At 71.1% G+C, this 7,924-nt stretch carries 8 protein-coding genes; 5 read left to right on the top strand and 3 right to left on the bottom strand.

Features of this window, described 5'->3' with window-relative positions; all coding sequences use genetic code 11:
* Window positions 1–336: 336 nt before the first annotated feature.
* On the bottom strand, window positions 337–1,311 hold the full coding sequence (locus ACF089_RS07980; protein ID WP_392023340.1) for a helix-turn-helix transcriptional regulator: 975 nt from the start codon (window positions 1,309–1,311) through the stop codon (window positions 337–339).
* A gap of 79 nt (window positions 1,312–1,390) precedes the next feature.
* Here ACF089_RS07980 and ACF089_RS07975 point away from each other — a divergent pair, with 79 nt between their 5' ends.
* Together ACF089_RS07975 and ACF089_RS07970 are read left to right on the top strand one after the other, a co-directional pair.
* A complete protein-coding gene (locus ACF089_RS07975) occupies window positions 1,391–2,125 on the top strand; it encodes an alpha/beta fold hydrolase (RefSeq protein WP_392023338.1) in 735 nt (244 codons plus the stop codon).
* A 26-nt stretch (window positions 2,126–2,151) separates the two neighbouring features.
* Window positions 2,152–2,439: a hypothetical protein gene (locus tag ACF089_RS07970; RefSeq protein WP_392023335.1), complete on the top strand. Its 288-nt coding sequence runs from the start codon at window positions 2,152–2,154 to the stop codon at window positions 2,437–2,439.
* Between the two features lie 917 nt (window positions 2,440–3,356).
* Here ACF089_RS07970 and ACF089_RS07965 read toward each other — a convergent pair.
* Window positions 3,357–3,758 carry a hypothetical protein gene (locus tag ACF089_RS07965; RefSeq protein ID WP_392023332.1) on the bottom strand — a complete coding sequence of 134 codons (402 nt, stop codon included), beginning with the start codon at window positions 3,756–3,758 and terminating at the stop codon, window positions 3,357–3,359.
* Window positions 3,759–4,064: 306 nt separating this feature from the next.
* On the opposite strand from ACF089_RS07965, the gene ACF089_RS07960 reads away from it, so the two are divergent.
* Complete coding sequence (locus ACF089_RS07960) at window positions 4,065–4,850, top strand: peptidase inhibitor family I36 protein (RefSeq protein ID WP_392023330.1); 786 nt, start codon at window positions 4,065–4,067, stop codon at window positions 4,848–4,850.
* Between the two features lie 270 nt (window positions 4,851–5,120).
* Here ACF089_RS07960 and ACF089_RS07955 read toward each other — a convergent pair whose 3' ends face one another.
* Window positions 5,121–5,576, bottom strand: coding sequence for a hypothetical protein (locus tag ACF089_RS07955; protein ID WP_392023328.1), 456 nt, complete (start codon window positions 5,574–5,576; stop codon window positions 5,121–5,123).
* 465 nt (window positions 5,577–6,041) lie between these two features.
* Between ACF089_RS07955 and ACF089_RS07950 the strand changes: the two genes are divergently transcribed.
* Both ACF089_RS07950 and ACF089_RS07945 read left to right on the top strand, forming a co-directional pair.
* A complete protein-coding gene (locus tag ACF089_RS07950) occupies window positions 6,042–6,353 on the top strand; it encodes a hypothetical protein (protein ID WP_392023325.1) in 312 nt (103 codons plus the stop codon).
* A gap of 495 nt (window positions 6,354–6,848) precedes the next feature.
* Window positions 6,849–7,559 (top strand): tectonin domain-containing protein, encoded by a 711-nt coding sequence (locus tag ACF089_RS07945; RefSeq protein WP_392023323.1) that lies wholly within the window; start codon window positions 6,849–6,851, stop codon window positions 7,557–7,559.
* Window positions 7,560–7,924: the final 365 nt, after the last annotated feature.

Genomic DNA, 7,924 nt, shown 5'->3' with positions numbered 1-7,924 from the left:
ATCGACTCGGACCCACCAGCACCAACCAGCTACCTGATCACCCCAGCTCAGAAGCCCATCAAACGCACATGATCACTGGGCGGGAACAGTCGAGGAGATCCGGCGGGCCGCCGACTACGTGGAGCCGGTCCGGCAGGAGCAGGGCAGTGAGGAGGAGGAGGCCGCGCTGGCGGAGTTCCACGCCGACGGCCCGGAGCTGGCGCGGCTGATCGGCGAGTTCGTCACGCCGCCCCTGACTCTGCCGCGGTACATGCGTGCACCTCGCCCTGGCGGGCGGATTGTCCGTCGCATGTCGAGTCGATCACGGTAGGGGTTCTCCTGCGGTAAGTCCGGTATTTACTGCGGCAGTTCTTCCGGTTCCCGCTGGGCGGCTGCGGTGAGCTGGGCGGCCAGATCCTTGAGCGCCTGTCGTAGTTCGTCGGGCTGGTGGATGGTGAAGGGCCATTCCAGGGAGGCGAGTATGTGGGCCATGCCGTCCAGGCGTTCTGCCCGTGCGCGCATGAGGACGCCGGTGGGCTGGGCGGTGAGGGTGACCGCTGAGCGGGGCAGTCGGCGGGCGATCTCGTCGAGGGGGCCGTGGATCGTCACCTCGACCTGCCAGTGGTAGGGCACTTGGGCAAGGGTCGAGGTCAGGTCGGCGACGGCGTCGAAGCCGTTGGGCGGGGTGAAGCTGTCGGCTCGGGGGATGACGGAGGCGATGCGGTCGATTCGGAAGGTTCGCAGGCTGTCACGGAGGTGGTCGTGGCCGACGACGTACCAGCGGCCGGTGTGGAAGACCACGCCATAGGGGTCGATGTCGCGTTCGGTGTGTTCCTGACGCCAGGACTGGTGCCTGATACCGACGGTGGTGTGGGCGCGGGAGGCCTGGGCCAGCGCCAGCAGGACGCCGGTTCCGGGCGCCTGCCCGATGACGGCGTTGGCGGTGAACGAGAGGGTGTCCCGCATGGCGGCGAGCGGTTCGCGCAGGGCGTGCGGGAGCACCCGCTCGATTTTGGCCAGGGCGCCGGCGCTGGCGGGTGCGGCAGTGCCCATGCCCAGGTGTTCCGCGGCGAGCAGGCCGAGGACGACGGCGAGGGCTTCGTCGTTGGTGAGGACCAGAGGTGGCATGCGGTAGCCGCGGGCGAGGCGGTAGCCGCCGTGGCGGCCGCGTTCAGCCTCCACGGGGATGCCCAGTTCGCGCAGGTGGGCGATGTACCGGCGCACCGTGCGGACGTCGGTGTCCAGGCGGTCTGCCAGCTCCGTGCCGGTGAGTCGGGGGCTGGACTGGAGGAGTTCCAGCAGGGTGAGGACGCGGGTGAGGGGATGCGACACGGATCACCTGGTATTTGAGGGCGGATTCTGTCCTGTATCGACTCTACGCTCCGGGCAGTACCTACTTCTGGGAGATCACATGGCCACCTTCGTACTCGTTCCCGGCGCCTGGCTCGGGGCGTGGGCCTGGGAACACACCGCCCGCGCTCTGCGGGAGCACGGGCACACGGCGCTGCCGCTGACACTGACCGGCCTGGCCGAGCACGTGGACCGGGGCGGACCCGGGACGGACCTGGATACGCACATCGCGGACATCACGGAATTCGTCGAGCGGAACGACGTGCGCGACGTCACGCTGGTCGCCCACAGCTACGCGGCCGCCCCGGTGACCGGGGCGGCCGGACGTCTCGGCGACCGGCTGGAGCGCGTGATCTACGTGGACAGCGCCCCGTTCACCGCGGGCATGTGCATGCTCGACCTCATGCCGCCGCAGGTGGCCGACCAGCTGAACCGGCAGGTCTCCGCTTCCGGTGACGGGTGGCGGCTGCCGCTGCCGCCGTTTGAGGTCCTGGGCCTGTCCAGCAGCCTCGACGGGCTCGATGAGGGCCGGCGGGACGCTCTGCGCTCGCGTGCCACTCCTCACCCGTTCGGCACCTACACCCAGCGCCTCGACAACCCGGCCGAACCCGACCCCGGTGTGGACCGTGTCCTGGTCGCGTGCCATGACTTCACGGGGCTGCTGGACTCGGGGATGCCGATGCTGGCCTACCTGAACCAGCCGCCATGGCGGCGCTTCGACCTGCCCACCGGGCACTGGCCCATGCTGTCCGCGCCCGCCGAACTCGCCGGCGTCCTCGACACGGCCGTCTCCTGACCACGCTGGACGAGAGGCACAGCCCCATGCATGACCACGAAAGCCTCCGCAGGCCGCGGGCGCCCGCCCGGGCCCTGGCCGACGGAGCACGGGAGACATCTGCGGAGGAGGCCGTCCGACAGGTCTTCGCCGTCCAGGCCCAGGACGCCTCGGCCCCCAACCTGGGTGTCCGAGTACGCGGCTCCACCACCGCCTCCGTCGACGCGATCGTCCCCGCCCACCCCGACATCGACTGCGACCAGCTCCGCGCGGTGGAGCAAGACCGGCGCTCCCCGCTCGCCGCCCCGCACCCCGCCCGGGCCGCAGCCGCCTGAGCCGGCGAGTCCGGCACGACGGCCGCGCCGCTCCCCCACCCGCCGTGCCCCGGCCGTCGAGGAAGGCGGCCAGGGCGCGGCGCCGTTCTTCCTCGCGGGGGATCATCTGCCGGTCGAGGACGGTGCGGTCGACGTACGGGGCGGCGACGGCGAGGACCAGGCGCCGAAGCTCGTCCGGCTCCAGGGCCTCCACCTCCCACCGCACCGGCCGGGCGGGGTCGACGCCGTAGCGGCGGGCGAAGGCGGGCCACCGCAGGCGGGAGGAGCTGTTCGGGCATGGCGGCCTGCTGGTGCGCGACGAAGTCGTACCCTCAGCACTGTCCGGCGGCGGTGAGGGTGGTGCGGAGCTTCCCAGGGATCACTCCGGCGGAGGACGGCCCGGGCGTATGTGAGCGGGACCCGCAGGATCTCCCACTCCCCCAACGTCTGGTCCGGGAGCCGGTGCGTGGCCGGGGCGCCCGTGTCGGGCGGGAGCTGCTTGTCCTCGGCCGGGGTGGCCGGCCGCCGGCGTGCGCCGCATCGACAGCGGCCACGCCACCAAGGCCGAACAAGCCCTCGTGGCCCGCGCCACCACAGCCCCGATCCCCGCCACCAGACATCCACAACACGACACCGGCCCCACCACCGACGAGTCAGCGCAGCACCGCGAGGACGACAGCATCGACGAACTGGACAGCGCACCCCCCAACGCGGACAGCGACGGTACCGCCGAGCCGTCCTGGCCTCTGACCATCCGGCAGGGCCGGCACCGCTTAGCCACCACCGACCCGCCTGCCCCGCCGAGACACCCCGCAGTGCGGAAGAACGCCTCGCCTACCACTCCGCGTTCGTCACCATCAGCACCCTCGCCACCCACGTCCGCACCCTGATGATCCTCGGCCGCCATCAGCAGACCAACGCACGGCCCTCCCTGATCGTCACCGGTCCTGGGGGCCGTCCTGGGCGGGCTCGATGTGGCTTGTGTATCCGTCAAGGTCGCGCACCTCAACGGACAGGTGAACCTCGGCATCCGGGGTGGGCCGGAGTTTCGTACGCAGGAACGCGAGGACGGATTCGCTCAGGTGTTGCTTGGCCTCGGGGCTCAGGCCGGGCGACAGCGCGATCTCAATGCGCATCGCTTGATGGGTCTCTGGCGTGCCCCCTGCGACAAGCCATACGTCATCCGGGCCGGTGAAACGGATTTGGCATTCCCCGGGCCGCGCGCCGCCGACGGCCACGACCACCGCCTGCAGATCCAGGGCAAACTGCTTTCCCTCTGAGTCACTACCCCATGGGTCCAGAGGGTGCAGGTAGGTATTCGTCACGGTTATATACGCCATGGGCTCAGCGTAGAGGTGACCGATCCGCGAGACGGCACCGTCTGACGGGCGCGGTGTTCACACCGGGCCGTCACGAGGACGACGGGCCCGGCTCGCCGGGATCTCTCCGGGCAAGCACGGCCACTGGGAACGGATCTGCGTCCTGGACGACGGCCATGAAACCTTGACGGAGGAGCCGCACTGGGGCCGCACCAGCGAGGGCCGGCCGGTCGCGTGGGCGGGCAGCGCACCCGACGACTGGGCCGCGGCTTCCCCCGGCCGGGAGGGTCTCCGCGGCCCGTGTCGTGTTGCGACTCGTCCGGGTGAATGATGCCCGGCTTCCATTCCCGGAAGCGGCTTGCGTGTGAGCGTCTGCACAGAAGGTTGCCGGGGTGTCACCGAGCGGCGTGTTCCGGGCAGGGCGGCCATATCGGTTCCCGTGCGGATCAGGCCGGCAAGGAGTGGATTCATGATCAAGGTTTCGGGCCGCAGGGTGGGAACGCTGGCCCTGGGGCTGGTGACGGCGGCCGGGGCCACGCTGCTGCCCCGGTCGCGGCGGCGCCGGCGCCGGCCGGGGTGGAGCAGTGTCCGGAGGGAAGTTTCTGTATCTGGTCGGAGCCCGACTTCACGGGGCAGTTCAAGGAGAGCGCGCTGCCGTTGGGCACGTGCGCCGCTCCCATCGCGGCCTGGCCGGACGGAACCTCCTCACGCATCCGGTCCCTGGTCAACAGGACCCGCTTCCAGCTCGAAGCCTCCGAGACCGAATCGTGCACCGAGGGGCTGTACCACGTGCTCAAGCCCGGTGGCGGCGCCAAGTCCGTCACCGACCGGCTGACGACGCTGCGCCTGGCGCCCGACTGCGATCTCAACAACGTCTGCGTCTACGAGAACAAGGACGCCACCGGAACCCGCTGGCAGTTCCGCCCCGCCACGGTCAACGAGTGCTACGAAGGCGGCTCCGACGTCTCGGGATATGCCTTCTACAACAACACAGCGCACTCCGCCACTTTCCACCACAGCTACATCTGCACCATCCGGCCCACCGCGCTCGTGGCGAAGCGGAGCTTCGGCGCCTTCAGCGAAAAGATCGGCCCCGTCTTCAAACTCGAATGATCCACCAGGACAGCCCCGGCCCACCGCCGCAGAACACCATCAGCCAGACAGGGCCGGGGGAAGCCGTCGCGGGAGGGCGCGGCCCCCGGCCCTGCCAACGCCGCCCTCCCGGCCGTCAACCCGGGGGTACTCCGGCGGCCGGCTTCCCGTCTGCTGGAGGAGTCTTCACCGAACACCCGCCGGGGCGCGGGGGCCGCGTCATCGTGGACGGTGCGAAGCGAACCAGGCCCCGGGGACGTTGGTCTCCGGGGCTCGTGGTCCGGCCGGGGGTCAGCTCTCGTTGTCGCGCGGGTAGGTGAGCCAGTCGACGACTTCGGCGTCGGTCATGACGATCGCCTGCGTCTCGTGGACGGCACTGTGCTGGACGACGTGGAAGCGGCCCGGGTGGCTGCTCTGCTTCGGGGCGGGCCCGACGACGGGGGCGAGCCTGCGCCAGGTGTCGGCCGTGACTTGGACAAGGATCACCGTGGCGAACTGATCGCGGGCCGCCGCTCCGAGGACCGGCGGCGGATCGCCCGTCGAGAATGACGTGGACGCGGGCCGCGCGCCCCGACCAGAGGGTGTCCTGGAGAGCGGTGATGGGCCGGACATTCTCGCGTTGTCGTTGTGCCGGAACGTCTTCCAGCAGCGGGCGAGTTCCCGCACGGTGGCGTCGGCCTCGTCGAGAGCGACGATCAGGCGGGGCATGCCGTCGAGGTCGTCTTCGAGGTCGAGGCGGCCGCTCAACTTCGGTGGCGAGGCCGGTCAGGGCGTCGTGGATGCCAACGATGTTCCTGCAGTGGGTGACCGTCGGCAGGGCCTTGGCCCACAGGTGGGAGATCCACTTGGGGCGAGGATGAAACGGGAGCGAGCCCCGGTGGAGCATAGGGCAGGTGATGGTGCGCAGGGGCACCGACTTCCCGCCGCTCGGCGAGGCGTTGACCGGATGTGCGGGGACTCGGCGTCCAGGTCCACGGAGACCACACGGCCGCCGGACCCGATCCCGACCCCGATGACCGGAGCGGACTCCGCCGCCTTCGTCACCCGCTCCCGCATCCCCGCGCCCTTGAAGACCGCTTCCGCCGGGGGCCAGCGGGCCTTCTTCACCATCACGTGCGGCTTCCGGCCCGCAGGGTGCCAGGAGAACGACACGCCCTCCAGGGCGAGCTTCTGTGTGATGACGTCGGCGACCACCTCGCGGGAGGACCGCAGGTGCGTGGGCAGGTCGACCCGTATTCGGGCGTCGTCGGTGAAGTACTCCGGGATGTGGAGATAGCGGCGCGGGCCGGTCTGCTCCGCGATCCCGAACGGACCCGCGAGCGCCTGGTGCAGCGGGCGACCCGCTCCTGGCGCAGGGAGCTGCGCCAGGAGCGGGTCAGAACTCCGTACGCGAGCCCGCCCACCGCGGTCGCGGATCCTGCGGTGATGCCGCCCGTCTCCAGAGCGGCGAGGACCTTGTCCTGGTTCTCCCGTAGGTTCTGGACGCTCTCCGCGGTGGCATCGAGGTCTGCGGCTGCCACATAGCCGCCCGCCCCGATCCCGCCCAGTACCGCGAGGCGGGGTATCGGGCGCTGCCAGCCGGCCAGGTACGAACGGCGGGGCACCCGGCCCTCGGTCTGCGGCAGGATCCGGGTCCCGCCCCCGCCAGAAGGCGGCGTCCGATGGATTGAACGTCTGAGCAGCTCGGAGCGGTTTCGGTCGGGTGGGAGGGCGTCACCACGGTGCGGTGCGCGGTCCAGCTCGGCGGGAGGGTCGGCGCGGAGCGGGCGGCCGGCGGGCCGTCCAAGCGGGGACGCATGGACCGGGGCCCGTGTCGATCCCCCGCAGGTGGGACAGGGCTTTGAGCCGACATGTTCGCGGCGGGGCCGCTGCCGCCCCTCGTCCCGACGGGCGGCAGGGCTTCAAACACGGACTTCGCTGGCTTGTTTGACGGCGGGGCAGGCATTCACCCGCCTGTGGGCTCATCGCATCGCGGAGGATGGCGGCCACTGACCGGTGCGAGGAAGGGGAGTTCTCGGCATGGCGGATTGGGTGAAGGTCGCGGGCAGTCTCACGGCCATCTCGGCGGGGTCCAGGACGACGGTGTGGGGTGTGAACGCGGCGAGCGCCGTCTACCACTACACGAACTACGACGGCAGCCCCTGGATCAACGTCCCCGGGGGCCTCAGCGACATCGGCGCCGCGTCGGACGGCACCGTGTGGGGCGTCAACAGCGGCAACCAGATCTACCGGTACACCGGCGACCAGTCCACGACGAACTGGGTCGGCGTCAGCGGGAGTCTGGTCCGTATCGACGCGGGCTCCCGGACGAACGTGTGGGGCGTCGACTCAGCCGGGGGCATCTACCGGTACACCAACCACGACGCCAATCCCTGGATCAAGATCCCCGGGACGCTGAGCGACATCGGCGCGGGCGCCGACGGCACCGTGTGGGGCGTGAACGCCGGGAACCAGGTCTTCCGGTACACCGGGGACCAGGACAGTGCGAACTCGTGGAAGAGCGTCAACGGCAGCCTCAAGCGCATCGCGGTGGGCTCCCGGACCAATGTGTGGGGCGTCGACCCGGCCGGCGGCATCTACCGGTACACCAACAACGACGCCGCCGGCGGCAACCCGTGGGTCAAAATCCCCGGCACAGCCACCGACGTCGCCGCCGGCGCCGACGGCACCGCGTGGCACGTCAACACCGCGGGCGAGATCTACCGCTACACCGGCGACCAGCCCAGCTGACCGCCGCCCCGCCCCGCGTGCGGGCCTCGGTCGGCACGCGGGGCGGGAGCGCGCACGCGTGTACCGAACCGGCCGCAGGCCCGCGGCTGGTGGCGGCCGTTCAGAACCCCGCGTGCAAGCCCTGCCCCCAGGGCCCGAGCCCGTACTCCTGAACCGGGCAGCCGACGGGCGGCACGGACGAACGCGTTCCGTGCCGCATACCGCGGCGCAGCGCCCCGTGCACGGGAAGGCGCTGGTTCACGGCGGCGGGCACGGGGGCCTTCCCCGGCGGGCAGGCGCGCTCCTGCGGCGGCCGGCCGTGGGGCTTCGCGTACGGGTCGGTGACCGCGGGCTGGGGCGGGAGAATCGTCGCGGTGGTCGAAGCG

Origin of the sequence: Streptomyces sp. NPDC014894 (assembly GCF_043080985.1) — a bacterium.
In the GTDB taxonomy this organism is placed as follows: Bacteria; Actinomycetota; Actinomycetes; order Streptomycetales; family Streptomycetaceae; genus Streptomyces.
The sequence above is the reverse complement of the archived record's forward strand: the minus strand, read 5'-3'. Positions and strand labels throughout refer to the sequence as shown.

Bases quoted from the DNA above. Each gene is read 5' to 3' on its own strand.
- ACF089_RS07945 (WP_392023323.1), top strand. From the start codon at position 6,849: ATGGCGGATTGGGTGAAGGTCGCGGGCAGTCTCACGGCCATCTCGGCG.
- ACF089_RS07960 (WP_392023330.1), top strand. From the start codon at position 4,065: ATGATGCCCGGCTTCCATTCCCGGAAGCGGCTTGCGTGTGAGCGTCTG.
- ACF089_RS07965 (WP_392023332.1), bottom strand. From the start codon at position 3,758: ATGGCGTATATAACCGTGACGAATACCTACCTGCACCCTCTGGACCCA.
- ACF089_RS07975 (WP_392023338.1), top strand. From the start codon at position 1,391: ATGGCCACCTTCGTACTCGTTCCCGGCGCCTGGCTCGGGGCGTGGGCC.
- ACF089_RS07970 (WP_392023335.1), top strand. From the start codon at position 2,152: ATGCATGACCACGAAAGCCTCCGCAGGCCGCGGGCGCCCGCCCGGGCC.